Origin of the sequence: Streptomyces wuyuanensis (genome assembly GCF_900103455.1) — a bacterium.
GTDB lineage: Bacteria > Actinomycetota > Actinomycetes > Streptomycetales > Streptomycetaceae > Streptomyces > Streptomyces wuyuanensis.
On record NZ_FNHI01000016.1, the window covers coordinates 33,319 to 57,995 of the forward strand.

At 73.4% G+C, this 24,677-nt stretch carries 21 protein-coding genes and 1 pseudogene; 11 read left to right on the forward strand and 11 right to left on the reverse strand.

What is annotated here, in order from left to right; all coding sequences use genetic code 11:
* Positions 1 to 3: 3 nt before the first annotated feature.
* The 4 genes from BLT82_RS22895 to BLT82_RS22910 are packed head-to-tail and all read right to left on the reverse strand — an operon-like array spanning position 4 to position 4,430.
* Positions 4 to 783: a CDP-alcohol phosphatidyltransferase family protein gene (locus BLT82_RS22895; RefSeq protein ID WP_208868009.1), complete on the reverse strand. Its 780-nt coding sequence runs from the start codon at positions 781 to 783 to the stop codon at positions 4 to 6.
* On the reverse strand, positions 761 to 1,825 hold the full coding sequence (locus BLT82_RS22900) for an iron-containing alcohol dehydrogenase family protein (protein WP_093657852.1): 1,065 nt from the start codon (positions 1,823 to 1,825) through the stop codon (positions 761 to 763). Before BLT82_RS22900 ends, BLT82_RS22895 begins: the two co-directional genes overlap by 23 nt.
* Complete coding sequence (locus BLT82_RS22905) at positions 1,813 to 2,550, reverse strand: phosphocholine cytidylyltransferase family protein (RefSeq protein ID WP_093657854.1); 738 nt, start codon at positions 2,548 to 2,550, stop codon at positions 1,813 to 1,815. Before BLT82_RS22905 ends, BLT82_RS22900 begins: the two co-directional genes overlap by 13 nt.
* A complete protein-coding gene (locus BLT82_RS22910) occupies positions 2,547 to 4,430 on the reverse strand; it encodes a DUF5941 domain-containing protein (RefSeq protein ID WP_093657856.1) in 1,884 nt (627 codons plus the stop codon). Before BLT82_RS22910 ends, BLT82_RS22905 begins: the two co-directional genes overlap by 4 nt.
* A 299-nt stretch (positions 4,431 to 4,729) precedes the next feature.
* Between BLT82_RS22910 and galE the strand changes: the two genes are divergently transcribed.
* The 4 genes from galE to idi all read left to right on the forward strand — a co-directional run bounded on the left by galE (position 4,730) and on the right by idi (position 9,095).
* Entirely contained in the window at positions 4,730 to 5,713 is a 984-nt protein-coding gene (gene galE, locus BLT82_RS22915) for a UDP-glucose 4-epimerase GalE (RefSeq protein ID WP_093657858.1), read from the forward strand.
* A gap of 156 nt (positions 5,714 to 5,869) precedes the next feature.
* Positions 5,870 to 6,811, forward strand: coding sequence for a cation diffusion facilitator family transporter (locus tag BLT82_RS22920; protein ID WP_093657860.1), 942 nt, complete (start codon positions 5,870 to 5,872; stop codon positions 6,809 to 6,811).
* A 300-nt stretch (positions 6,812 to 7,111) separates the two neighbouring features.
* Positions 7,112 to 8,365, forward strand: a complete 1,254-nt coding sequence (locus BLT82_RS22925; protein WP_093657862.1) for a bifunctional class I SAM-dependent methyltransferase/N-acetyltransferase — start codon at positions 7,112 to 7,114, stop codon at positions 8,363 to 8,365.
* A 136-nt stretch (positions 8,366 to 8,501) separates the two neighbouring features.
* The gene (gene idi, locus BLT82_RS22930; protein ID WP_093657864.1) at positions 8,502 to 9,095 is read left to right on the forward strand and encodes an isopentenyl-diphosphate Delta-isomerase; all 594 of its coding nucleotides are present in this window, start codon (positions 8,502 to 8,504) and stop codon (positions 9,093 to 9,095) included.
* Positions 9,096 to 9,168: 73 nt separating this feature from the next.
* On the opposite strand, the gene BLT82_RS22935 is transcribed toward idi, so the two are convergent.
* Both BLT82_RS22935 and BLT82_RS22940 read right to left on the reverse strand, forming a co-directional pair.
* Entirely contained in the window at positions 9,169 to 9,639 is a 471-nt protein-coding gene (locus tag BLT82_RS22935) for an ATP-binding protein (RefSeq protein ID WP_093657866.1), read from the reverse strand.
* A gap of 144 nt (positions 9,640 to 9,783) precedes the next feature.
* Complete coding sequence (locus tag BLT82_RS22940) at positions 9,784 to 10,434, reverse strand: HdeD family acid-resistance protein (protein WP_093657868.1); 651 nt, start codon at positions 10,432 to 10,434, stop codon at positions 9,784 to 9,786.
* A gap of 155 nt (positions 10,435 to 10,589) precedes the next feature.
* On the opposite strand from BLT82_RS22940, the gene BLT82_RS22945 reads away from it, so the two are divergent.
* Positions 10,590 to 11,366, forward strand: a complete 777-nt coding sequence (locus BLT82_RS22945) for an enoyl-CoA hydratase/isomerase family protein (RefSeq protein WP_093657870.1) — start codon at positions 10,590 to 10,592, stop codon at positions 11,364 to 11,366.
* A gap of 142 nt (positions 11,367 to 11,508) precedes the next feature.
* Here BLT82_RS22945 and BLT82_RS22950 read toward each other — a convergent pair whose 3' ends face one another.
* Together BLT82_RS22950 and BLT82_RS22955 are read right to left on the reverse strand one after the other, a co-directional pair.
* On the reverse strand, positions 11,509 to 12,153 hold the full coding sequence (locus BLT82_RS22950; RefSeq protein ID WP_093657872.1) for a DJ-1/PfpI family protein: 645 nt from the start codon (positions 12,151 to 12,153) through the stop codon (positions 11,509 to 11,511).
* 130 nt (positions 12,154 to 12,283) lie between these two features.
* Entirely contained in the window at positions 12,284 to 13,246 is a 963-nt protein-coding gene (locus BLT82_RS22955) for a GlxA family transcriptional regulator (RefSeq protein ID WP_093657874.1), read from the reverse strand.
* Between the two features lie 510 nt (positions 13,247 to 13,756).
* Here BLT82_RS22955 and BLT82_RS22960 point away from each other — a divergent pair.
* The 5 genes and pseudogenes from BLT82_RS22960 (at position 13,757) to BLT82_RS22975 (ending at position 19,871) form a co-directional block, all read left to right on the forward strand.
* Positions 13,757 to 14,617, forward strand: a complete 861-nt coding sequence (locus BLT82_RS22960; protein ID WP_093657875.1) for an SCO6745 family protein — start codon at positions 13,757 to 13,759, stop codon at positions 14,615 to 14,617.
* A 186-nt stretch (positions 14,618 to 14,803) separates the two neighbouring features.
* Positions 14,804 to 14,938 carry an LPFR motif small protein gene (locus tag BLT82_RS38595; protein ID WP_280142496.1) on the forward strand — a complete coding sequence of 45 codons (135 nt, stop codon included), beginning with the start codon at positions 14,804 to 14,806 and terminating at the stop codon, positions 14,936 to 14,938.
* A gap of 116 nt (positions 14,939 to 15,054) precedes the next feature.
* The gene (locus BLT82_RS22965) at positions 15,055 to 17,457 is read left to right on the forward strand and encodes a Tex family protein (RefSeq protein WP_093657876.1); all 2,403 of its coding nucleotides are present in this window, start codon (positions 15,055 to 15,057) and stop codon (positions 17,455 to 17,457) included.
* A gap of 317 nt (positions 17,458 to 17,774) precedes the next feature.
* Positions 17,775 to 19,080 (forward strand): annotated as a pseudogene (locus BLT82_RS38840) (MFS transporter).
* A gap of 266 nt (positions 19,081 to 19,346) precedes the next feature.
* A complete protein-coding gene (locus BLT82_RS22975) occupies positions 19,347 to 19,871 on the forward strand; it encodes a hypothetical protein (RefSeq protein WP_093657877.1) in 525 nt (174 codons plus the stop codon).
* Positions 19,872 to 19,962: 91 nt separating this feature from the next.
* On the opposite strand, the gene BLT82_RS22980 is transcribed toward BLT82_RS22975, so the two are convergent.
* The 3 genes from BLT82_RS22980 to BLT82_RS22990 all read right to left on the reverse strand — a co-directional run bounded on the left by BLT82_RS22980 (position 19,963) and on the right by BLT82_RS22990 (position 23,616).
* Positions 19,963 to 20,382, reverse strand: coding sequence for a hypothetical protein (locus BLT82_RS22980; RefSeq protein ID WP_093657878.1), 420 nt, complete (start codon positions 20,380 to 20,382; stop codon positions 19,963 to 19,965).
* Positions 20,383 to 20,396: 14 nt separating this feature from the next.
* Positions 20,397 to 22,034 carry an ABC-F family ATP-binding cassette domain-containing protein gene (locus BLT82_RS22985; protein ID WP_093657880.1) on the reverse strand — a complete coding sequence of 546 codons (1,638 nt, stop codon included), beginning with the start codon at positions 22,032 to 22,034 and terminating at the stop codon, positions 20,397 to 20,399.
* Between the two features lie 559 nt (positions 22,035 to 22,593).
* The gene (locus BLT82_RS22990; RefSeq protein ID WP_093657882.1) at positions 22,594 to 23,616 is read right to left on the reverse strand and encodes an oxidoreductase; all 1,023 of its coding nucleotides are present in this window, start codon (positions 23,614 to 23,616) and stop codon (positions 22,594 to 22,596) included.
* A 67-nt stretch (positions 23,617 to 23,683) separates the two neighbouring features.
* Between BLT82_RS22990 and BLT82_RS22995 the strand changes: the two genes are divergently transcribed.
* Positions 23,684 to 24,640: an FAD-dependent oxidoreductase gene (locus BLT82_RS22995; protein WP_167746064.1), complete on the forward strand. Its 957-nt coding sequence runs from the start codon at positions 23,684 to 23,686 to the stop codon at positions 24,638 to 24,640.
* Positions 24,641 to 24,677 lie beyond the last annotated feature (37 nt).

The following is a 24,677-nucleotide window of genomic DNA, read 5'->3' on the forward strand; positions in this document are numbered from 1 at the left end:
CGCTCACCTCAGCCTGCTGGACACGAGGATGGACACCAGGTGCAGCACCGTCTGCAGCATGGCGATGCTGGCGAGCACCGCCACGCCCAGGCGGGAGAAGAACAGGTCGCCCTGGACCTGGTCGAGGATCGCCAGCACCAGGATCAGCAGGGACGCCTCGATGCCGAGGACCAGCCGGTGGAACTTCAGCGCCGCGGCGGCCCGGCGGGCGAGCGCCATGCCGGACGAGCGCGGCTCGGCCGCGGCGTCCTTGACCGGCTCCATCCCGGCCTGGTGCCGGGCGACGCCGACCAGGTCGGTCTCGGCCTTGATCAGGATCGCGCCGAGCGCCGCGAGGGTGCCGAGGAAGGCCCACAGCCAGTCGACGCGCCCGCCACCCCACAGGTCCGCGGCGCGCAGGCCGAAGCCGACGAGGACCGCGGCGTCGCACAGGTAGGCGCCGACCCGGTCCAGGTACACACCGGACAGGGAGTACTGCTTCTTCCAGCGGGCGACCTCGCCGTCCACGCAGTCCAGCAACAGGTAGAGCTGGACCATCACCACGCCGAGCACGGCGCCCCAGATGCCCGGCACCAGCAGGGCCGGCAGTGCCAGGACTCCGGCCAGGGTCATCAGGTACGTCAGCTGGTTCGGCGTGACCTTGGTGCCGACCAGGACGCGGGTGATGCGCAGGGAGATCTCGCGCATGTACAGGCGGCCGCCCCAGTGCTCGCCACTGCGCCGGTCCTTCACACCCGCGGGGTGAACGACCGGACGGAGCTCAGCTACGGATGGTCTTGGCATAGTCGGCGTACGCGTCCCTGATCTGATCGGTGGACAGGTCGAGGTGCTCGAGAATGGTGAAGCGGCCGGGCCGGGTCTGCGGTGCGTAATCCACGGCCCTGACGAACTCGTCCGCGGAGAAGCCGATGTCCTCGGGGAGTACCGGCAGCCCGTGCTTGCGGAGGACCTCGGCGAACAGCCCGGACTCCTCCCCGGCTCCGCGCAGGTGCATCGCGAAGGCGGCGCCCAGTCCGACCTGCTCGCCGTGGCTGGCGGCCCGCTTGGGGTAGAGCAGGTCGAAGGCGTGGCTGATCTCGTGGCAGGCGCCGGACGACGGCCGGGAGTCGCCGCTGATCGACATGGCGATGCCGGAGAGCACCAGCGCCTCCGCGAGCACCGTCAGGAACTCGTCGTCGCCGACGCCCCCGGGGTGGCGGAGCACGGCCTCGCCGGCGGTGCGGGCCATCGCGGCCGCCAGTCCGTCGACGGACTCCCCGGTGATCTTGCGGGAGAGCTCCCAGTCGGCGATCGCGGAGATGTTGGAGATCGCGTCGCCGATCCCGGAGCGGACGAAACGGACCGGGGCCGCGCGCACCACGTCCAGGTCGATCACCATGGCGATCGGCGAGGGGACGCCGTAGGAGCCGCGGCCGTTGTCGTTGTCGAGGATGGAGATCGGCGAGCACAGGCCGTCGTGCGCCAGGTTGGTGGCGACGGCGACCATGGGCAGCCCGACCCGCGCCGCGGCGTACTTCGCCACGTCGATGATCTTGCCGCCGCCGAGGCCGACGACCGCGTCGTAGCGGCGCTTGCCCTTGATGTCGTCGGCCAGCTTGACCGCCGAGTCGATGGTGCCGTCCGAGACCTCGTACCAGTCGGCGCCGGGCAGCACCGGCGCCAGCCGCTCGCGCAGGGCCTGGCCCGAGCCGTTGCTGATCGCGAACGCCAGCTCGCCGGACGCCGAGATCCGCTGGTCGGCCAGGAGGCCGGCCAGATCGTCCATGGCGCCGCAGCCGATGTCGACGACGACCGGCGACGGGATGAGCCGGGTCAGTACAGGCACGCGATCTCCCGGCCCTTGGCGAGGTCGTCGTGGTTGTCGATCTCGACCCAGCTGACGTCGCCGATCGGGGCCACGTCGATCTGGAAGCCGCGGTTCACCAGCTCCTGGTAGCCGTCCTCGTAGTAGAGATCGGGGTCGCGCTCGAAGGTGGCCTTCAGTGCGTCGGCGAGCTCCTCGGCGGCCTCGGGCTCGATGAGGGTGACGCCGATGTACTCGCCGGTGGCGCCCGCCGGGTCCATCAGCTTGGTGATCTGCCGGACGCCCTGGCCGTCCGCCGTGATGACCTTCATCTCCTCGTCGGCGAGCTGCTTGACCGTGTCGAGGGCGAGGATGATCCGCCGGTCGTCGCCGCGGGCGGCGAGGAGGGTCTTCTCGACCGAGACCGGGTGCACGGTGTCGCCGTTGGCGAGGATCACGCCCCGCTTGAGGACGTCACGGGCACACCACAGGGAGTAGGCGTTGTTCCACTCCTCGGCCTTGTCGTTGTCGATCAGGGTGAGCTTCAGGCCGTACGTGGCCTCCAGCTCGTCCTTGCGCGCGTACACGGCCTCCTTGCGGTAGCCGACGACGACGGCGACCTCGGTGAGGCCGATCTCGCTGAAGTTCTTCAGCGTCAGGTCGAGGACCGAGAGGTCCCCGTTCACCGGCACGAGGGCCTTCGGAAGGGTGTCGGTGTAGGGGCGCAGACGCCGTCCGGCACCGGCAGCCAGGACAAGGCCGATCATGCGGGTTCTCCTTCGTCGTGTACGGCGGGTGCTCCGGAGGAGACCCAGAAGCGGACGGACTCCGCGACCACCACGAGTGCCACGGCGACCGCGAGGACCGTCAGCGCGATCGTGAACTGGGGGGCGCCGAGCAGGGTGGCCAGCAGCGCGACCGCCAGGGTCCGCCCCTCGTGCCCGCCGACCGCCCGGACCAGCCAGTGCGGGGGCGCGCCGGTGCCCCCGCGGATGCGGTACACCGTGTCGTAGTGATGGTAGGCGACCGCGGCCACCAGGCCGAATGCCGCGGGAAGGGCCCCGTTCACGTCCGCCCGGGCGGCGAGGATCAGGATCGTGCCGTACTCCGCGGCGCGGAACACCGGGGGCACGAGCCAGTCGAGGGCGCCCTTGAGCGGGCGTGCGACGGCGAGCCCCGAGGTGAGGGCGTATCCGAGGGCGGCGACGACCGTCCAGGGGCTGCCGTACGGGGCGAGCCACGCGGTGAGGGTGACCGCCGCGGCGCCTAGCGCGGCTATCACGGGCGGGGCGAGTGACGGCAGCCGGCGGGCGAGGCCCTTGGACGCGGCGGCGAAGCCCTCCGCCAGTGGACCGGAGTCGGCGAGGTCGGCGAGCGCCTGTGCGGCACGGTCGGTCCTGCGCGCCTTGCGGGTGAGCGAGCGCAGCACGCGGCCGGCGGTGGTGTACGCGGCGGCGAAGCCGCAGCCGATCAGCAGGGCGTAGAAGACGATCCGCGGGGTGGTGACGGCGGTCAGCACGGCGATCATGGCCCAGCGCTCGCCGATCGGCAGCACGATCATGCGCCGGACCCAGACCGTCCAGCCGACGCTGTCGAGCCGGTCGGAGAGTGCTGCGGTGGGGCTGGTGTTGCCGGTGGCGTCGTGGTTGGCCTCGTTGAAGGAGAAGTCGACCACGTGGCGGCAGGTCTGGAGCACCATCGCGCCCAGCGCCAGGGCCCAGACGTCGTCCCCGCCGCGGGCCGCTCCGAGGGCGAGGCCCGCGTAGTACGCGTACTCCTTGGCGCGGTCGAAGGTGGCGTCGAGCCAGGCGCCGAGCGTGGAGTACTGCAGGGAGTAGCGGGCGAGCTGCCCGTCGGTGCAGTCGAGGACGAAGGAGAGGATCAGCAGCACGCCGGCCGCGACGAAGCCGCCCCGGGTGCCGGTGGCCGCGGCGGCGGCCGCTATGAGCGCGGTGATCAGCGATGCGGTGGTGACCTGGTTCGGGGTCAGCCCGCGCCGCGCGCACCAGCGGGCGATGTAGCGCGAGTACGGGCTGATGAAGAAGGTCGTGAAGAACCCGTCACGCGCCTTCACCGCAGACCGCAGCCGGACGTCCTCGTCGTCCACGGCGGCCACGGCCTGGCGGGCCTCGTTGCGGGTCTGGGGGTCTCCGGGCACGGTCGCGACCAGGGTCCCCAGTTCGGGCCGGTGCGGCGCGGCGCCCTCGGCGTCGAGAGCCCCGGCGACGAGGTCGGGGAGCGAGACGGCGGGGGCGGGGTGGGTGTCCGTGGCCGCTGCGCCGGAGGGCGCGCCCTCGGCCGCCTGCCCGGAGGGCTGCGACGCCCGTGCGGTGTCGGGCCGCGGGGCGGCGGCCGCCTGCCGCAGGGCCGCCAGCATCGCGGCGCGGGCCTCGGGCCGTGCCGTGGCGGCGCCGGGGATCGCGGCGGCCGGGAAGCGGGGGTCCGTCAGGCCGAGCCGGAGTGCGTGGACGTGACCGACGAAGCGCGGGTCCACCAGGGCGGCCCGCTCACCGGCCGGGACCCGGCCGAGCAGCTCGGCCGCCTCGTCGGCCCCGGAGGCGATGCGTACGTCGAAGCCCAGCGACCGCAGATCGCCCTCGAGCGGCGATCCGGGTACCGGAGGACCGGTGAGGATGGCGGTCGACAGACGGACTCACTCCTTGGCGCTGATCAGATGGGTGGGCACGGCGGCTCGGCCCGGGACCGGGCGGCGGCACGTCGGCTGAGGCTATCGGATGAACGGAAGCGCGAGTTCACTGAGGTTTCCCGGTGAGGACACTCCCGATCGCCCCGCCGGCCCCGTCCTCGATCCGGGCGTCCCTTGCCCGAACGAGGACCGGCCGCCGGCACCGCGACCGAGATCATCATTGTCGATCAGTGGCCGACCCCACAAACCGCCCCCGGCGGCACCGGTGCCCCGGACGCCGCGTGGTTAGGGTGGCGTGCATGACTTGGCTGATCACAGGCGGGGCGGGGTACATCGGAGCGCACGTGGCACACGCCATGACCGGCGCCGGGGAGAGGGTCGTCGTGCTCGACGACGTCTCCACGGGCAAGGCGGCGCGGCTGCCGGAAGGGGTGCCGCTGGTCCGGGGCACCCTGCTGGACAGGGAGCTGCTGGACCGCGTCCTCTCCGAGCACGCGGTCACCGGGGTGGTGCACCTGGCGGCGCGGAAGCAGGTCGGCGAGTCCGTGGAGCAGCCGCTGCGCTACTACCGGGAGAACGTGCACGGGCTGACCGTGCTGCTGGAGGCCGTCGCCGGGGCGGGCGTGAAGCGGTTCCTCTTCTCCTCCTCGGCGGCGGTGTACGGGATGGCCCACGTGGACCTGATCACGGAGGACACCCCGGCCGTTCCGATCAACCCGTACGGCGAGACCAAGCTCGCCGGCGAGTGGCTGGTGCGGGCGGCGGGCCGGGCGCACGGCATCGCCACGGCCTGTCTGCGGTATTTCAACGTCGCCGGTGCCGCCCGGCCGGAGCTCGCCGACACCGGGGTGTTCAACGTCATCCCGATGTTCTTCGACCGGATCACCCGGGGCGACGCCCCGAGGATCTTCGGCGACGACTACCCGACGCCCGACGGCACCTGCGTCCGCGACTACATCCACGTCGCCGACCTCGCCGACGCCCATCTGACCGTGGCCCGCCGGCTTGCCGGCGGGGACGCGGCCGGAGACCTCACGGTGAACGTCGGCCGCGGCGAGGGCGTCTCCGTGCTCACGCTGGCCCGCGTCGTCGCCGAGGTGACGGGTCACGGCACGCCCGCCGTCGTGGAGCCGCGCCGCCCCGGGGACGCGGCCCGGGCCGTCGCCTCGGTCGAGCGCATCGGCAAGGAGCTCGGCTGGTCCGCCTCGCGCGGGGTGCGCGAGATGGTCGAGTCGGCGTGGGAGGGCTGGCTGCTGCATCGCCCCGACGCCGCGCGCCGCTGACCCCTCCGGGTGTCTGCCAGGGCTCTGACCTGCGGACATAACCGCAGGTCAGAGCATATGACAACGGTGTTCAGCGTCGTGTTGCCCGGTACCCCCCGCCCGTAGTTGACTGGCCACTCGGGCAGATCGTCACGCGTGATCCGGGAGGCTTCTCGCATGGGGGCAGGGCACGACCACGGACACACGCACGGCGGTCGCCCGCCGACGGGGACCGCGGCCGCCGCCTACCGGGGACGGCTGCGGGTCGCCCTGGCGATCACGCTGGGCGTGATGGTCCTGGAGATCGCCGGCGGTCTGCTGGCTGACTCGCTCGCCCTGATCGCCGACGCCGCGCACATGGCCACGGACGGCCTCGGTCTCGCGATGGCGCTGCTCGCGATCCACTTCGCCGGCCGCCCGGCCGACGCGAAGCGCACCTTCGGCCTCGCCAGGGCCGAGATCCTCGCCGCGCTCGCGAACTGCGTACTGCTGCTCGGCGTCGGCGGCTTCCTGCTGTACGAGGCGATCCAGCGCTTCATCACCCCGGCCGAGACCAGGGCCGGGGTCGTCGTCGTCTTCGCCCTCGTCGGCCTCGCGGCCAACACCGTCTCGCTGTTCCTGCTGACGCGGGGGCAGAAGGAGAGCCTCAATGTGCGCGGCGCGTATCTGGAGGTCCTCGCCGACGCGCTCGGTTCGGTGGCGGTGCTGATCTCCTCGGCGGTGATCCTGGCGACCGGCTGGCAGGCCGCCGACCCGATCGCCTCGCTGGTGATCGGCCTGATGATCGTGCCGCGGACGCTCAAGCTGCTGCGGGAGACGTTGAACGTGCTGCTGGAGGCGGCGCCGAAGAACGTCGACATGGCCGAGGTACGTGAGCACATCCAGGCCCTGCCGGGCGTCCTGGACGTCCACGATCTGCACGCCTGGACGATCACCTCCGGAATGCCGGTCCTCTCCGCGCACGTGGTGGTGGCGCCCGACTTCCTGGACGTGGTGGGCCACGAGAAGATGCTCCACGATCTGCAGAGCTGTCTCGGCTCGCACTTCGACGTCGAGCACTGCACGTTCCAGCTGGAGCCCGGAGGTCATGCCGAGCACGAGGCGGGCTACTGCCACTGACGCAGCGTCCGCGGAAGGCGGACGCCCTCGCGCGCGCCCGGGCCGAGCGCGCGCGGGCCACGTCAGGCCGGCAGCTCCCACCCGCTCTCCGAGGGCTGCTAGATTGGCGCGGCCGAGTTCGTGCGGACCGAGAGGAGCTGAGGTTGATGACGGTCGCAGTCGCCGCTGCCCTGCGCAGCGCCCCGTCCACCATCGACCTGCGGGTTCCCGACCGGCCGTGCTCCACGCGCTGAGCCGATCCGTACGCTGAGCCGATCCGTACGTCGGCCGGGACCCGTCTCATCCAAAGGGTTTCCCACGTTGTCCGACAACGCTTTTCATGACGCCTTCTTCGCCCTGCACCACGGGCTGCCCCGGCAGGGGCCCGGTTCCGACGCCACCACCCGCCGGCTGCTGAGCCTGGCCGGCCCCGTCCCGCCGCGTCCGCGCGTGCTCGACCTGGGCTGCGGACCCGGCCGTGCCGCACTGCTGCTGGCCGCCGAGGCCGGGGCCGAGGTGACCGCCGTGGACCTGCACGAGCCGTTCCTGGACGAGCTCAGGCAGGCGAGCGACGAGCGCGGTCTCGCCGAGCGCATCCGCACCGTCAGCGCCGACATGGCCGCACCGCCCTTCCCCGACGGGTCCTTCGACCTGGTCTGGGCCGAGAGCTCGGCGTACGCGATCGGCTTCGACACGGCACTGCGCTCCTGGCGGCGCCTGCTCGCGCCGGGCGGCGCCCTGGTCCTCACCGAGTGCGAGTGGACCTGCGCCGAACCGAGCCCGCCCGCCCGTGCCTTCTGGGACGAGCACTATCCGCTGCGCACGACGGCGGCCAACGCGGCCGCGGCGGTCGGCGCCGGCTATCACGTGGCCGGGGTGCACCGCCAGCCCGAGAGCGACTGGCAGGAGTACTACGGCCCGCTCGGCGCCCGGGCCGCCGCGGTCGATCCGGAGACGGCGACTCCGGAAACGGCCGCCGCACTGGAGGCCGCCAGGGCGGAGATCGCGATGCGCCGTGACCACGGCGCGGAGTACGGCTACACCGGATACGTACTGCGGCCCGCCGACCCGCGCTGGCGGGTCCGGCCGGAGACGGACGCCGACATCCCGGCGGTGCACGCCGTCAACGCGGCGGCCTTCCCGACAAACGCCGAGGCGGATCTCGTGGACGCGCTGCGGCGGGACCCTTCGGCGTGGCTGCCCGGGCTCTCCTGGGTGGCCGAGGCGCCGGACGGCTCCGTGGCGGCGTATGCGCTGCTCACCCGCTGCCTGGTCGGCGGCGAGCCCGCGCTGGCGCTGGCGCCCTGCGCCACCGCTCCGGAGCACCAGGGGCAGGGCGCGGGCTCCGCCGTGATCCGGGCGGCACTGGACGCCGCGCGGGCCGGGGGTGAGCGTCTGGTCGTGGTGCTGGGCCATCCGGAGTACTACCCCAGGTTCGGCTTCGGGCCCGCGTCACGGCTCGGCGTCCGGCCGGCCTTCGACGTTCCGGACGAGGCGATGATGGCCTTGGTGCTGGACGGTTCCGACACAGCACCACAGGGCATGATCACGTACCCGGAGGCGTTCCGGGTCTGAGCCGCCGTCCGTGCCCGTCGTGCGCCTCGCACGACGGGCACGGACATGCCCAGGGGTGGTGAAGTGCGGACAAGCCGCTTTTGTACGGCAGACTGGGTGCGCCCCTCAGGGCCGAGGACCGAAGCGAAGGATGGCCATGCCGATCACACCCGCCACCGCGCCGAACAGCTCGTCTAACGGCACCACGCAGCAGATCCTGCTGGAACTGGTCGACGAGACCGGCCGAACCATCGGCACCGCGGAGAAGCTCTCCGCCCATCAGGCGCCCGGACAGTTGCACCGGGCGTTCTCCGTGTTCCTGTTCGACGAGCACGGGCGGCTGCTGCTGCAGCGGCGCGCGCTCGGCAAGTACCACTCCCCCGGAGTCTGGTCGAACACCTGCTGCGGGCACCCTTACCCGGGCGAGGCCCCGTTCACGGCCGCGGCCCGGCGCACGCACGAGGAGCTGGGCGTCTCGCCGTCGCTCCTGGCCGAGGCGGGCACCGTCCGCTACAACCATCCGGACCCGGCCTCGGGCCTGGTGGAGCAGGAGTTCAACCACCTCTTCGTGGGTCTGGTGCAGTCGCCGCTGCGGCCGGACCCCGAGGAGGTGGGCGAGACCGTGTTCGTGACCGCGGCGGAGCTGACGGAGCGGCATGCTCGGGACACGTTCTCGGCCTGGTTCATGACGGTGCTCGACTCGGCGCGTCCGGCGATCAGGGAACTGACGGGCCCGGTCGGAGGCTGGTGACCGGTCGGAGGCTGGAGACGGTCGGAGGCTGGAGACCGGTGGCACTTCCGCGTGAGGCCGGCGGCGCGGCGCCCTACAGCGGTGCCGCGCCGCTCACGGGAACGAGCGGCAGTGCGGCCCAGATGATCTTTCCGCCGTTCGACGTGTGCTCGACGTCGCACTCGCCGCCCGCCTCGCGGGTGATCTCCTTGACGAGGAGCAGGCCCCGGCCACCCGTCTGGGCGGAGTCACTCTCCAGGGCCTTGGGCCGGTAGGGGTGGTTGTCCTCCACGGCCACCCGGATCCACTCGGGGCCCACCGCGATCTCGACCGCCACCTCCGGGGAGAGCAGGGCCGCGTGCCGGACGGCGTTGGTGACGAGCTCGGACACGATCAGCAGCAGTCCCTGCAGGACCTCGTCGTGGACCGGTACGCCCTGACGGCGGACCAGATCGCGAACGGCGTGCCGGGCCTGCGGTACGGACACGTCGAGTGCGGGTGCGGTGAACCGCCAGACGCCTTCGTACGACAGTGGCCGGGCCGGGACGCTCCCGGGGCTCTCCATAGTCCCGCACCCCACCCTCGTGAAACGTCGCTGGGAACTGTTGTGTACACGAGTGTTGGGAATGGGCTGGTCCATACCGGGCTGCTGACCAGAAGTCAGCTCCTATCGACAGTTCCGGACCGGGATATTGCTTTCCGGTCAGCTCTACGATCGATCGGGATTCTCTTCTGACGACCTCTCGGGCAGGTCGGCGGCGCCCGTACGGGGCGCCCCGCCGCCCCCTCCGGCCGGCCCGCCGTCCGTGACCATCTCGACGATCCGGCGGCCGCCCACACCGATCGCGATCAGACCCAGCCCGTCGAAGAGCAGGGCCAGCGAGAAGAACGTGCCGAGGACGTAGCGGCTGCTCTCGGGCCAGTTCACGAGCACCAGGACGCCCAGCAGGAGACCGAATGCGCCCTGGAGCAGGGTCCAGCCGAACTGCGGCCCCCGCACCACGAGACTGCCCACCAGCCGGAACAGTCCGCCGGTCAGGAAGAGCAGCGCGGCGAACATCGTCAGCGCCTCCGCACTGCCCTCCGGGTGGCGGATGACGACCACACCGGCCGCGATGTTCAGGGCGGCGACGACGACGCCCAGCCAGAAGAAGCTGCTGCCGCGCGATTCGACGGCGTGGAGAAGCCCGACGAGCCCGCCGACGAGCAGCAGCCAGCCGAACAGCAGCATCGAGGTGAGGGTGGCGACGCCGACGTAGACGAGGCCCACGATCCCGGCGATCACGAGGATCACCCCGAGGGCCGCCAGCCAGCCGAAGCTGCGGCGGAGCTTTCGGCTCTCCTGGGCGGGACCGGTCATGGGTGCCTCCTCCTCGTGCCCCTCCCCGGTCGCTGTCGTCCTCGCCTGGCTCCGGCCGTCGTGGCCGCTTCTCCGTCGCCGTCGTCACTGCCTCGCCGCCGGCCCCGGCGCCCTTCCTGATCATAGGTAGAGGTCCGGCGGATAGCATCCGGCGCATGGACCGGACGAACGAGGCGCACGAGGCGGAGCCGGGGGTCCGGCACACGGTGGCGGACGGGGTCGCGACCGTGGTGATCAGCCATCCCGCCAGGCGGAACGCGATGACGGCCGCGATGTGGCGGGAACTGCCCGGGCTGCTGGACGGACTGGGCCGCGACCCCGCCGTACGGGTACTGGTGCTGACGGGCGACGGCGGCACCTTCTGCGCGGGTGCCGACATCACCTCCCTCAGCGCGGCCGCCACGGAGGAGTCACCGCAGGAGCTGGCCGTACGGGCCGAGGAAGCGCTCGCGGCGTTCCCCAAGCCGTCGCTGGCGGCGGTGCGCGGCTACTGCGTGGGTGGCGGCTGCCAGCTGGCGGCCGCCTGCGATCTGCGCTTCGCCGAGGAGGGTGCCTCCTTCGGGATCACCCCGGCGAAGCTCGGCATCGTCTATCCGGCGTCCTCGACCCGGCGGCTCGTCTCGCTCGTGGGTCCGGCCACCGCGAAGTACCTCCTGTTCTCCGGCGAGTTGGTCGGGACGGAGCGGGCGCTGCGCACCGGACTGGTGGACGAGGTGCTGCCCGCGGGCGAACTGGGCAAGCGGGTGGCCGAGTTCACCCGGGTGCTGGCGGCCCGCTCACAGCTGACGCAGGCCGCCGCGAAGGAGTTCGCCGCGGGACGCACGGACCGTGCCCCCCACTGGGCGGAGCAGGCGCGCGGGAGCGGCGACACCGAGGAGGGGATCGCCGCCTTCCTCGAGCGCAGGGCGCCGCGCTTCACCTGGAGCGTGTGAGACCGGGCGGCCGGACGGGTCGGGCCTGCCGTCGCCCGGGACCGCGGGGTCCGGACGGCCGGGGGGCCGGGGGGCCGAGGCGAGGGGCCGCGCGCCGGAGCCGCGCCGGGGGATCAGGCGTCCGGGCAGGACCGAGCGGCGGTCAGGCGTCCGCTCCCAGGACCAGCCCCGCGTGGGTGCGCCACTGCGCCACCATCTGCTCAGGGGCCTTGTCCGGAGATCCGGCGTCGTACGGGGGCTGCGGGTCGTACTCGGTCAGCAGCTGGACCGTCTGGGCGACCTCGTCGCCCGCGATGCGGCCGAGCAGGTGGAGCGCCATGTCGATCCCGGACGAGACGCCCGCGGCCGTGACGTACTTGCCGTCGAAGACGACGCGCTCGCCGGTCGGCTCGGCGCCGAAGGGCACGATGTCCTCCAGGGCGAGCCAGTGGGACGTGGCCCGGCGCCCTTCGAGCAGTCCGGCCGCGGCCAGCAGATGCGAACCGGTGCACACGGACGTGGTCCAGGTGCTGGTCGCGTCGGCCGTGCGCAGCCAGTCGAGGATCGTCTCGTCGAGCATCGCCCGCCGTGAGCCGGGACCACCCGGGACGAGCACGATGTCGGGCCGGGCCACCTCGTGCAGCGCACGGTCGGCGACCATCACGAGAGTGCCCTGGTCGTTGCGTACGGGACCGGCCTCCTTGGCGACGAACACGGTCTCCGCCCCGGGCAGACGGGAGAGCAGCTCGTAGGGGCCGACGGCGTCGAGGCTGGTGAAACCGTCGTAGAGCACGATGGCGATCTGCATGGCGGGGTCCTTTCGGCGGTCGTTCTCGCGGTCGTTGCGGTCGTTGCGGTCGTTGTGGCCGGTGGTCGCCCCGGCAGGGCCGGGGCCGCGGTCCTCCTCGTGCGGGCTCGGGGCCGGGCGGTCGGCAGGGTCAGCGGGCTGGCACGTGGAAGCGGCGCCGGTACTCGGCGGGGGCCGTGCCGAGGGTCTTCACGAAGGCGCGGCGCATCGCCTCGGGCGTCCCGTATCCGCAGGCCCGGGAGACCTCCTCGATCCCGTGGCCGGTGTCCTCCAGCAGCCGGCGGGCGTGCTCGAGGCGCACCCGGTCGACGTACCTCCCCGGCGTGGTCCCGGTCTCGGCGCGGAACGCGCGGGCGAACTGACGGGGCGAGAGCCTGGCCAGCCCGGCCAGCGCCTCCACGGACAGATCGCCGTCCGGGTGGTCGGTGATGTACTGCTGCACGTCGCGCAGCGGTTCACGCCGGGCGCTCTGGGCGGCGAGCTGGGCGCTGAACTGGGACTGATTGCCGGGCCGGCGCAGGAACACCACGAGATGGCGGGCGATGGTCAGCGCCGTCCTGCGCCCCAGGTCCTCCTCGACGAGGGCGAGCGCCAGGTCGATGCCCGCGGTGACCCCGGCCGAGGTGGCGAGCGAACCGTCCCGTACGAAGATCGGCTCGGGGTCCACCTCGACCTCGGGGTAGGAGCGGGCGAGCTGGTCGCAGACGGACCAGTGGGTGGTCACCCTGTGCCCGTCGAGCAGCCCGGCCTCGGCCAGCAGCAGGGCTCCCGTGCACACCGAGACGAGGCGGTTGGCCCTCCCGGCGTGGCCGCGCAGCCAGTCGACCAGCGAGGGCTCGGGCCGGCGCGTGCCCTCCCCGCCCGGCACGATCAGCGTGTGCGGCGGAGCGCAGTCGCCGAGGGCGGCGTCGGGGACGACCGTGAGCCCGCTGGAGGTGCGCACGGGGCCGCCGTCGAGCGAGGCGGTGCGGACGGCGTACCGGAACGGCGCGTGAGGAGCCTGGTTGGCGCCGGTGAAGACCTCGACCGGGCCGGTCACGTCGAGGCTCTGCACTCCGTCGAAGAGCACCACGAGCACGGTTCGCTGCTGCATGCGTCCATCGTCCCGGCCGCCGACTGATGACCGCAATGACGAGAACCCCACCTTTCCTGCCATCGATCCGGGCGAGTGAGCCGAAGGGGCGCGTGGGCGTCGAAAGGGAGGACGCGCGCAGGCCCCGAGGCACGAGGGACCGAGCACGAACGACCGTCGACGCACACCCAAGCGCCCCCGAGGCGAACCGAGAAGGCCACGGGAGCGAGCCGAAGGGGCGCGTGGGCGTCGAAAGGGAGAACGCGCGCAGGCCCCGAGGCACGAGGGACCGAGCACGAACGACCGTCGACGCACACCCAAGCGCCCCCGAGGCGAGCCGAGAAGGCCACGGGAGCGAGCCGAAGGGGCGCGTGGGCGTCGAAAGGGAGAACGCGCGCAGGCCCCGAGGCACGAGGGACCGAGCACGAACGACCGTCGACGCACACCCAAGCGCCCCGGAGGCGAACCGAGAACGAGAGAGAGACGCCCCCTCGCCTTCACGTCGTACCGACCAGTCGGTAACGTGCGGGCATGAGCTCTCTGCACCCGCGCGCGGGACGCCGCTGCCACAACGCCGTCAACCCGCTCCACTCCACCGTGTACTTCTCGCCCGACTACGCGAAGGAACTCGCGGGGATCGGCGTGGAGGACACCAGCGCCGCCTACTTCGCCGGCCGGGCGGCGGCCCTGGGGGCGGTCGGGCCCGGCACGGTCACGGCCACGTTCTACAACTTCAGCCACGAGCTGATCGCCCGGCACCTCCCGGCCGTCTGGGACACCGCCTCCCCCGCCACGGTGCTGGCCGCCCGTATGCGGGCGGTGGACGCGACCCTGCGCCGGCTGCTCGGCGACGCCATCACCTCACCGGAGATGGCGGAGGCCGCCCGCCTGGCACTGCGCGCCACCGAGGCCTGCTCGCGGCCCGCCCGTCCGCTGTACGCCGCGCACGCCGATCTGCCGGTGCCCGAGGAACCGCACCTCGCCTTCTGGCACGCGGCGACCCTGCTGCGCGAGCACCGCGGCGACGGCCATCTCACCGCGCTGCTGTCCGCCGGGCTCGACCCGCTGGAGGCGCTGGTCAGCCACACCGCGACCGGCAAGGGCATGTCCCCGCGATGGATCCTCGCCAGCCGCGGCTGGCGGCGAACCGACTGGGAGGCGGCCTCCGATCGGCTGCGTGAACGGGGACTGCTCGACGCCGACGGCGAGCTGACCGAGGCGGGCACGGCGCTCCGCGCGGACGTGGAGGAGCACACCGACCGGCTCGATCTCGCCCCGTACGAGCACCTGGGCGCGCCGGGCGTCGAACGCCTCACCGAACTCGGCCGCGGTTTCCTCATGGCGGCCGCCGCGGCCGGCGCGTTTCCCGACGACCTGACCGGCAGGGGCTGACCGGCAGGGTCAACCCGTCCGAGGGGGCCGGCCGGGGCTCCCCCCGCCGGGCCGGCGCACGGACCGGCACGGGTCCCGGAGCCGGCCCGCGGAAGCACGCCGGCACGGGCGGGCGGACGTTTGGCTGCACGGGACACGGCAACCCGGAACCGAGCACGACAACGTGTTCGAACCCAGGAGGCAACCGTGTTCCGTGTCATCGCCGACGCGCTCAGGACCCTCGGCGGCATCGTCGCCGCCGTCGTCACCTTCCCGTTCCGGCTGCTGGCCCGTCTCTTCGGCGGTGCGGCCGGGCACGGGCGACGCACGCGCCGCGCGTAGGGGGGACGCGCGACACGGCCCCCGCCCACCCGGCAGAATGCAGCCGAAGAGATCGCGCGGGCACCGGTCCGCGCGGCCTCCAGGCACAGCCGGTATCGGAAGGCGAGTCGGGAACCGTGACGACGTCCATCGAAGGCAGGATCGCCGAGGAACTCGGCGTACGGGAGCGGCAGGTGAAGGCGGCCGTCGAGCTGCTCGACGGCGGGTCGACCGTCCCGTTCATCGCGCGCTACCGCAAGGAAGCGACCGAGATGCTCGACGACGCGCAGCTGCGCACGCTCGAGGAGCGGCTGCGCTATCTGCGGGAGCTGGAGGATCGGCGGACCTCGGTGCTCGAGTCCGTACGCGAGCAGGGAAAGCTCACCGACGAGCTCGAGGCGCAGATCCGGGCCGCCGACACCAAGGCCCGCCTGGAGGACATCTACCTCCCCTTCAAGCCCAAGCGGCGCACCAAGGCGCAGATCGCCCGCGAGGCCGGGCTGGAGCCGCTCGCCGAGGGTCTGCTCGGTGACCCGTCGGTCGAACCCCTCGCGGCGGCCGCCGCGTTCGTCGACGCCGACAAGGGCGTCGCCGACGCGGCCGCCGCGCTGGAGGGCGCCAGGGCGATCCTGACCGAGCGCTTCTCCGAGGACGCCGACCTCATCGGCGAGCTGCGGGAGCGGATGTGGACCCGGGGCCGGCTGGCGGCGAAGGTCCGCGAGGGGAAGGAGGAGGCCGGCGCGAAGTTCGCCGACTACTTCGACTTCGCCGAGCCGTTCACCGAGCTCCCCTCGCACCGCGTGCTCGCGATGCTCCGCGGCGAGAAGGAGGACGTGCTCAGCCTGGAGCTGGAGCCCGAGGAGCCCACGGACGGCCCGTCGACGTACGAGGGCATGGTCGCCCGGCGCTTCGACGTCGCCGACCGCGGACGCCCGGCGGACAAGTGGCTGCAGGACACGGTCCGCTGGGCGTGGCGGACCCGGATCCTCGTGCACCTCGGCATCGACCTGCGGCTGAGGCTGCGGACGGCGGCCGAGGACGAGGCCGTACGCGTCTTCGCCGCGAACCTGCGGGACCTGCTGCTCGCCGCCCCGGCCGGCACGCGCGCGACGCTGGGCCTCGACCCCGGCTTCCGCACCGGTGTGAAGGTCGCCGTCGTGGACGCGACGGGCAAGGTCGTCGCCACCGACACGATCTACCCGCACGTGCCGGCGAACAAGTGGGACGAGTCGCTGGCGAAGCTGGCCCGTCTCGCCAAGGAGCACGCGGTCGAACTGGTCGCCATCGGCAACGGCACCGCGTCCCGCGAGACGGACAGGCTGGCCGCCGACCTGATCGCCAGGCACCCGGAGCTGAAGCTCACCAAGGTGATGGTGTCGGAGGCGGGCGCGTCGGTGTACTCGGCGTCCGCGTTCGCCTCGCAGGAACTGCCGGAGCTCGATGTGTCGCTGCGCGGCGCGGTCTCCATCGCCCGCCGCCTCCAGGACCCCCTCGCGGAGCTGGTGAAGATCGACCCCAAGTCGATCGGCGTGGGCCAGTACCAGCACGACCTGTCCGAGGTGAAGCTCTCGCGCTCGCTGGACGCGGTCGTCGAGGACTGCGTGAACGGAGTCGGCGTCGATGTGAACACCGCCTCCGCGCCGCTGCTCTCCCGGGTGTCGGGCATCGGGACCGGCCTCGCGGAGAACATCGTGGCCCACCGCGACGAGAACGGCCCGTTCCGCTCCCGCAAGCAGCTCAAGAACGTGGCGCGGCTCGGCCCCAAGGCGTACGAGCAGTGCGCGGGCTTCCTGCGGATCCGCGGCGGCGACGACCCGCTCGACGCGTCCAGCGTGCACCCCGAGGCGTACCCCGTGGTGCGGCGCATGGTGAAGACGACCGGCAGCGAGGTCGCGTCGCTCGTGGGCAACACCGGAGTGCTGCGGTCGCTGCGCCCCGACGACTTCGTCGACGAGACCTTCGGTCTGCCGACGGTGACGGACATCCTGCGGGAGCTGGAGAAGCCGGGGCGCGACCCGCGACCCGCGTTCCGGACGGCGACCTTCAAGGAGGGCGTCGAGAAGATCTCCGACCTGGCGTCCGGGATGGTGCTCGAAGGCGTCGTCACCAATGTGGCGGCGTTCGGGGCGTTCGTGGACGTCGGCGTCCACCAGGACGGCCTCGTGCACGTCTCCGCGATGTCGCGCACGTTCGTCAAGGACCCGCGGGACGTGGTGAAGCCGGGCGACGTGGTCAAGGTGAAGGTCCTCGAGGTCGACATCCCGCGCAAGCGGATCTCGTTGACACTGCGGCTGGACGACGAGGCCGCGACGCAGTCGGGCGGAGGCGGCGGCCAGGGTCAGCGCCGCGACCGGGCCCAGGGCGGCGAGCGCGGGCAGGGCGGCGGCCGGCCGCCGCAGCAGCGCCAGGGCGGCCGCGACCGTCGCGCGGGCGCCGGTTCGGGTTCGGGCCGGCAGGCCACGCCTCCCGCCAACAGCGCGATGGCGGACGCCCTGCGCCGGGCGGGCCTCCTGGACGAGAAGGGCCGCGGCGGGCGCTGACGCCGCTCCGGCCGCGCGGACGGGGTCAGTCCGCGCGGCCGGTCCCGCCGGCGGAGGGCAGGGCGGCGCCCCACCCCGGCGGCTCGTACGGTCGTGCGGGAAGGCTCTCTTGCGGAGGGCGTACGGGAGGTCCCGTGCCGGTCGTACGGGAGGCCCCGCACCGGCGTACCCGCGTACCGGTCGTGCGGGAGGAGGCGAAGGACGTGCCGTTCCCGGACCCGGCCGGCGGCGACGGCTCCGCGCGGTCCCCCGAACCCGCCGCGGATCCCGGAAAGCGGCCCTGGAAGCCGCTGCTGGCGGTCTGCGCCGGGTACTTCATGGTGATCCTGGACGTCACGATCATCAATGTCGCCGTGCCGGTGGTGGGCCGGGAGCTGTCGGCCTCGCTCACCGGAATCCAGTGGATCACCGACGGGTACACCCTGGTGCTCGCCGGACTGATGCTGACCGGCCGCGCCCTGGGCGACCGGCTCGGAAACCGCCGGATCTTCTGCGCCGGCGTCGCCGTGTTCACCGCCGCCTCCGCCGTCTGCGCGCTCGCGCCGAACACCGCGGTCCTGGTCGCCGCCCGGCTGGTGGAGGGGCTCGGCGCGGCACTGATCGTGCCCGGCTCACTGGCCCTGCTCGAGCAGGCGTACCCGGCCTCGGCCTCCCGCGCCTGGGCCTTCGGCCTGTGGGGTTCGATGGCGGGCATCGCGGCCTCCGCCGGACCGCTCCTGGGCGGACTGCTGGTCACCACGATGGGCTGGCGATGGGTGTTCCTGATCAACCTGCCTGTGGGCGTCGCCTGTCTGGCGCTGACGCTGCGGCACGTGGCGCCCTCGCCACGCGATTCCGCCCGGGCCCTGGACTGGCCGGCGCAGTGCGCGGTCGTGGCGGCGGTGGCCCTGCTGACCGCGGCACTCAACGAAGCGGGCCGGCGCGGCTGGTCCGATCCCGCGGTCCTCGCGGCCCTGGGCCTCGCGGTCGCGGCGGCCGTGGCGTTCACGGTCCGGGAGAGGCTGGCCCGCACGCCCGCCCTGCCAATGGACCTGCTCCGTTCACGCGCGCTGAGCGGCGGTGCCGCGATCGGTCTGCTGTTCAACTTCGGCTTCTACGGCATGGTGTTCACCGCCAGCCTGAGCTTCCAGCACGAGCGCGGCTACAGCGCGCTCGGCACCGGGGCGGCGCTGTTCCCCGCGGTGGCGATGACCACTGTTCGCCTCGGTCCTGTCCGGGCGGCTCAGCCGCCGGACCGGAGACCGCCCGCTGGTGATCTCCGGAATGCTCCTGGCCGCCCTCGGGCTGGCGGGCTGGGCGGCGGCGGGCGACGATCCCGCGTACCCGCTCCTCGTGGCCCCCATGATGGCCGCCGGATTCGGCACCTCCTTCGCCCTCACCGGGTCGACCGCCACGGTGATGGGCGCCGCACCGCCCGGGTACGCGGGAACCGCCTCCGCGCTGTTCAACACCACGCGCCAGATCGGCAGCGCCACCGGAGTGGCCCTCGGCGGCACGCTGCTCGCGACGGCGGGCGACTACGGCGAGGGCCTGCGCACGAGCATGGCCGTCGGGGCGCTCGCCTGTCTGACCGCCGCGGTGCTGGCCTGGCGGTGCGTCCCGCCCAAGGCCCACGGGGCCTGACCGACACCGGCCCGCACGGCCGCACGGCCCGTCGTCCCCGTCCTCGGCGTTCTGCCCGGCCTCTCATGGGCGCCGGCCTCTGTACGTGACCGTCCGGACGGTCGACCGCCTGCGCGAACCATGGGCACGGAGGGTGCCTGTGACCTGCGTCCTGTCGGCGCACGGGCCGTCGCCGTACGCTTGCCTGCCACTCGCGCGCCATGCGCGGACGTGCTCGCCCGCCCCGGCACGACCCGGCGAGCACACGTCAAGGATGGTTCCCCCACATGCCCAGTGATCTGTCGCCCGTCATCGCCGCCGCCACCCGCTGGCTGCTCTCGGCGTTCCCTCCGGAGGCCGGTGCGCTCGACCGTGCGCTGGCCGAGGCCCAGGCCGGACAGGCGGTGACCATCGCCGCCGCGCTGCGCTACCCGACCGAGCTGGACGCGGAACTGCTGCACCTGCTCGGCCCCGGGGGCTCCGCGCGGCTGGACTCGATCACCGGGGCCGACGTCCACCCGCCCGAGGGGGCCGAGCGCGTCTGGCGCACCTGGGTGGATGAGACCGTCGTCAGCTGGGCGGCGTGCCTGCTCGCCGACGCGGAGCTCGCGGCCGCGGCGGCGATCTGCGTCGCCGCCACGCACCACGGCGCCGGGTCCGTGGGCACCGCGCGACGGCTGACCATTCCCACGCAGCGCGACTACCGCGCGGCACCGCTGCTGCGCCATCCGGACCTGCTCGGCCCCATCGCCGAACTCCATCGGGGCACTCTGCGCGTCCTGGTGACCACCGCCGACATCCCGATCGCGTAATCCGCGCCCCGGCAGACGGAACCGGCTCCCGACCCGGCGTCCGCCGGCGAGGACGACCGCCGCCGACCACGCGCGGGACGGCGCCCCGCGCTCACGCGTGCGGGGGCGGCCCCGGCAGAAAGCGCAGCGCCCACACCGCGCGTTCGGCGACGACCGGGTCCGCGTCCTTCGTCAGCGGCTCCAGCAGGGCTCGGGACTCGTCCGGGTCGGACTGGACCAGGGCGACGATCTCGGTCGCCAGACCGTCCTGGTCGTCGCCGAGGTCGACGGCCGAGGCGCGGATCAGCAGCGGAAGCGTGCCGGTGCCACCGAGTGACGCGATCACGCCGCCGAGCATCTCGCGCGCGTAGAAGTTCCCTTCGCCGATGAAGCGGTCCAGCGCCGCCTCCAGGCGGGGCAGCAGTGCGAGGTCGCCGGACGCCGCAACGGCGTCGGCGAGATCGATCGCCTCGTCGACGGAGTCGAGGCTGTCGAGGAGTTCGAACAGCTGGTCAAGGGGGTCGGTCGTCATGGGCTCGGCCTTCTTCAGGACTCGGTGACCTTGCCGTGCGCCACTTCCAGGCGCCGGGTCGTGCGGACGGTGTCCAGCATCCGGCGGTCGTGCGTGACCAGGAGGAGCGTGCCCGTGTACGAGGCGAGCGCGGACTCCAGCTGCTCGATGGCGGGCAGGTCGAGGTGGTTCGTGGGCTCGTCGAGGACGAGCAGATTGACGCCCCGGCCCTGGAGCAGGGCCAGGGCGGCCCGGGTCCGTTCGCCCGGGGACAGACTGACGGCCGGGCGCAGCACGTGGTCGGCCTTGAGGCCGAACTTGGCGAGGAGGGTGCGGACGTCGGCGGGCTCGGTCTCGGGAACCGCCGCACAGAACGCGTCCAGCAGCGCGTCCGTGCCGTGGAACAGGCGGCGGGCCTGGTCGACCTCGCCGATGACGACACCGGAACCGACGGCCGAGTGCCCGGCGTCGAGGGTGAGCCGGCCGAGCAGGGCGGCGAGCAGCGTCGACTTGCCGGCGCCGTTGGCGCCGGTGACGGCGACGCGGTCGGCCCAGTCGATCTGCAGCGACACCGGCCCGAACCGGAAGTCGCCCCGCCGCACCTCCGCGTCGCGGAGGGTCGCCACGACCGAGCCCGAGCGGGGCGCGGCCGCGATCTCCATCCGCAGCTCCCACTCCTTGCGGGGCTCCTCGACCACGTCGAGCCGTTCGATCATGCGCTGGGTCTGGCGGGCCTTCGCGGCCTGCTTCTCGCTCGCCTCGCTGCGGAACTTGCGGCCGATCTTGTCGTTGTCGCCCGCCTTGCGCCGCGCGTTCTTCACGCCCTTGTCCATCCAGGAGCGCTGCATCCGGGCCCGGCCCTCCAGGGCGGCCCTCTTGTCGGCGTACTCGTCGTAGTCCTCGCGGGCGTGCCGGCGCGCGGTCTCCCGTTCCTCCAGGTAGGCGGCGTAGCCGCCGCCGTAGAGGGTGATCTGCTGCTGGGCGAGATCGAGTTCGAGGACCTTGGTGACCGTCCTGGTGAGGAACTCGCGGTCGTGGCTGACGACGACCGTGCCGGCGCGCAGGCCGGAGACGAACTCCTCCAGCCGCTCCAGGCCGTCCAGGTCGAGGTCGTTGGTCGGCTCGTCGAGGAGGAAGACGTCGTAGCGGGAGAGGAGCAGGGAGGCGAGTCCGGCCCGGGCGGCCTGGCCGCCGGAGAGCGAGGTCATCGGCTGGTCGAGGCCGACGGCGAGCCCGAGTGAGCCGGCGACCTCCTCGGCGCGCTCGTCCAGGTCGGCGCCGCCGAGCGCCAGCCAGCGCTCCAGGCTCGCCGCGTAGGCGTCGTCCGCGCCCGGCGTACCGTCGACGAGGCCCTGGGTGGCCTCGTCCATCGCGCTCTGGGCGGCGGCGACCCCGGTCCTGCGGGCGAGGAACTCGCGCACGGTCTCGCCGTCGCGCCGTTCCGGCTCCTGCGGCAGATGGCCCACTGCGGCGGTCGGCGGGGAGAGCCTCAGCTCACCGTGTTCCGGGATGTCGAGTCCGGCGAGCAGCCGGAGCAGGGTGGACTTCCCTGCGCCGTTGACGCCGACGAGGCCGATCACGTCACCGGGGGCGACGACGAGGTCGAGCCCGGCGAAGAGCGTGCGGTCGCCGTGTCCGGCGGCGAGATCCTTGGCGACGAGGGTTGCGGTCATCAGGGGATCGATCCTAGGTCAGAGCGGCCGGGCGAGTGTGCGGAGGCCGGACGAACCGGCCGGCGACCGGCACCGTGGTCCGCACGGCCGGTCCTGGGAAACCCTTTCGGCTCCGTACGGACGCGCCGGGGCGACCCGGTGGCCCGCTGGCGGACCCCGGCACGCAGGCGGCCACACCGCGTAGCGCGTACGACGGCGTCCGGGGCCGGAGCCCGGGCGGGTGCCCCTGCAGCCCGGGCCGGGCCGGCGACGGCGTCCGCACCGCCCTCCCGGCCGTCGACACCCGCGCGACCGTCGTCACCCGAGCCCCGACGCTGCCCGAGCCCTCTCCGGCCCGAGTCCCGCGACCGGCGGGGTCCGGCTGTGCCGGTGACGAAGCACCACACCGCCCTGCCGGCCGTCGACGACCCGCGTCCGGCGCCGACCGAGGGCTACCGTGTCCACGCGCCACCCAGGACTCCCGCCTCGGCGGACCACCCAGCGCCGACCTCTCGGCGCACCACCCGTACGGCCGCGACACCCGCCACAGCGCGCCGCCACCACGGCCGCCGCGCCTGCCTCAACTCGTCACCGCCGCGACCAGGACGCCCCCGGCCGCGCGCGCCACCAGGAACGACCGTCCCTTGGCGGCTTCGGCGTCCAGGGGTATCCGGTGGGTGCCGGGCTCCAGGGTGCCGTCGAAGACCTCGTGGGTGCGGGTGCGGTGGAGCCGGTCAAGGCGGTGGGCGACCAGCCGGACCCGGCAGACGGAGGCGACGGTCACCGATGCCGTGCGGCTGTCGGCGGTGAGCCCCGTCAGCCGGCGGTGTCCGGCGGGTCGGCGGTCGAGGGCCTGCTCGACCTGGGCGACGACGAGCGGGACGACGTCGGCGAGCGCGTCGACGCAGGCGACGTCCACGCCGGAGCCGGTGAAGGCCGCCCGGACCGCGGCCCGTTCGGACCGCGCGACCGAGCCGCCGAAGACGACGGCCCCGTACGCCCTCAGCTCCTCGGCCGGGACCGCCGCCGTGTCATGGGCGATGTCGGCACCGATGCCGATGGTCCGGAGCGCGGCGGCGAGCCTGGCGAGGGCGGCGGCCCTGGCGCCGATGAGCAGGACGCGGCGGCGCGCCCGGGTGGTGGCGCCGTCGAGGAGGCGTTCCAGCGCCGCGCGGTACTCGTCCGCGCGGAAGCGGAACGGGCCCGTCCCGTGGTAGCCGTTGAGTTCCAGGTCCACGGTCGCGTCCGTCTGCCAGGCGAAGTCCCGCCAGACGACGTCGTTCCCCTCCTGCTCGATCACGGCGGTCACGGCTCCGCAGCCGAGCTCCTCGCACTCGGGGCAGCCGTAGAGGACGTGGCGGCCGCCCGGCAGCGGGGCCGCCGTCTCCAGCAGCAGTCCGCGCACCTGGCGGGTGAGGATCGCCGGGGGCACGTCGGAGGCCAGTGGGGAAACGGCGTCGAGACCGGAGAGCAGATGGAGAAGCGGGTGGCCGTCGACGACGAAGTCCATGAAGTCGCGGTGGACCTCGAAGCCGCCGTCGGCGAGGAATCCCCCGGCCCGCACCGCGGGGGCCAGGGCGAAGGTCGCGTACTCGGCTGACATGTCTGGAGTATCCCCAGCCGTGACGCGATCCGAGCACGGTGGCGGGGATTCCGCTACGGTCCCCGCCATGAGCGGCGATGTGATCGTGGTGGGCGGCGGTGTCATCGGGCTGACGACGGCGGTGGAACTCGCCGAGCGGGGGCGGCGGGTGCGGCTGTGGACCGGCCTGCCCGCCGAGGCGACCACGTCCGCGGTGGCGGGCGCGCTGTGGTGGCCGTACCGGATCGAACCGGAAGCGCTGGTCGGCGCCTGGTCCCTGACATCACTGCGGGTGTACGAGGAACTGGCGGCGCGGCCCGGGGAGACCGGGGTGCGGCTGGTGCCGGGGGTGCAGTCGGGCGTCTCGCCCGCCGAACTCGGGCCCTGGGCCGGGGAACTCGCCGGGAGGGTGCGGGAACCGGCGCCCGGAGAGCGTCCGGCGGGCGTCGCGTCCGGGCTGTGGGCCCGACTGCCGCTGATCGACATGCCGGCTCATCTGGCCTGGCTGCGGACCCGGTTCGAGGCGGCGGGCGGAACGATCGAGCTCCGTACGGTCCGCTCGCTCGACGAGGCGGCCGCCCTGGCGCCGGCCGTGGTCAACTGCACGGGACTCGGGGCTCGTGAACTCGTGCCGGATCCCGGAGTCATCCCGGTGCGGGGTCAGTTGGTGCTGGTGGAGAACCCTGGGATCGACACGTGGTTCGCGGCCGCGGACGAGGCGTCGAGCGATTTGACGTACTTCTTCCCCCAGCCGGGCCGGCTCGTCCTGGGCGGTACGGCGGTCGAGGGGTCCTGGTCGCCGGAGCCGGACCCGGCGACGGCCGAGGCGATCGTCCGGCGGTGCGCCCTTGTGCGCCCCGAGATCGCCGGCGCCGAAATCCTTGCCCACCGGGTCGGTCTGCGCCCGGCGCGCTCCGGAGGGGTGCGGCTGGCGGCGGTTCCCGGCCCGCACGGCACTCGTCTCGTCCACAACTACGGGCACGGAGGGGCGGGTGTGACCGTCGCCTGGGGCTGCGCCCGGGCGGCGGCGGACCTGGCGAGCTGACGAGCGGCCCCGCGACCGCCATGTCCCGGCAGCCGCC